General features: G+C 63.7%; 1 protein-coding gene and 1 pseudogene. One reads left to right on the plus strand and one right to left on the minus strand.

Annotation, left to right across the window (positions count from 1 at the left end):
- Positions 1–387: pseudogene (locus tag D2K64_RS23700) on the plus strand (prolyl aminopeptidase); the annotation flags it as partial.
- Positions 388–809: 422 nt separating this feature from the next.
- Here the strand turns inward: D2K64_RS23700 and D2K64_RS23710 are convergent.
- Positions 810–1,086: endonuclease domain-containing protein (locus tag D2K64_RS23710; protein ID WP_120010890.1), on the minus strand; the 277-nt coding region annotated here is incomplete at its 5' end.

The following is a 1,086-nucleotide window of genomic DNA, read 5'->3' on the forward strand; positions in this document are numbered from 1 at the left end:
CCGGCTGTTCATGGGAAAGCGGCCCGGGACTGGTGCGACTGGGAGGCGGCGATTGTGGCCGTGACACCGGGCTACAAGCCGCATCCCCGCTACGCCGATCCCGCCTTCAGGCTCGGCTTCGCGCGGCTGGTGACGCATTACTGGCGTCATGCAGCCTGGCTGGAAGAAGATGCGCTGCTTCGGCGGATGTCCCATCTGGCCAACATTCCCGGCATCCTGATCCATGGGCGATTGGATTTCGGGAGCCCCCTGGCCACTCCCTGGCAGCTTGCGCGGGCATGGCCAGGAAGTGAACTGGTGGTGCTCGGCGAGGCCGGACATGACACGCGTGACCCTGGCATGGCCGACCACATCGTCACGGCGATCGGCCGCGTAGCGGTCCTCTAACCCTTCGTGGAGGCGGCCGAGTGACAATCAACGGGCCGTCTGCGGAACAGCATCGAACATCAGGCAGGCAGTGCCCTTTGGTGTCCTGCAATCCTGGCTGGGTTCTCATCCTGGTGCTGACGTTGAAGCCGTTGAGCAGGCGACAGTTACTTCGCAGCACGCCCCGCCGCTTCTCTCCGCGCCGGCTCTGCCAAGGTCGAAGGCTGCCCAGGCGGCATCCACCTCAGGATCATCTGCACGGAGCGGCGCGCCTCGGCGTTGCTGCTGATACCGACGAAGCGACGCCGCAGTTCCACTGCGGCCGCGAACTCACCGTCCGCCTGAAAGGCAGCGTGGATCGCGGCGGCGTCGCTCTCGGAGACGCAGAACATGCTCCACCTTGATGGATGTGTGGCCCCGAAAGCAAGCTGAGCCTTCCATCCTCATTCCGTTAATGAGGTGGATCCTGTTGGCGGCTGCGACAGATCCAGGAGAGGCAGAGAGTCTGAAGATGAACAGGTGCTCATCTGCCGCCGGATCTCACTCACGACGGCGTCTAGATCCGCCAGTACCTGCTCATTCCAGAACCGGATGACGCGCCAGCCCAGCGCGTTCAGCACGGCGGTCTTGCGGGCATCCAGGAAGCGCCACTTGCGCTGCTTATGTGTGTGTCCATCGACCTCAATGGCTAGCTGGTGCTCAAGACTGGCCAGATCCACC

The organism is Teichococcus vastitatis (genome assembly GCF_003604215.1).
Classification (GTDB): Bacteria; Pseudomonadota; Alphaproteobacteria; order Acetobacterales; family Acetobacteraceae; genus Pseudoroseomonas; species Pseudoroseomonas vastitatis.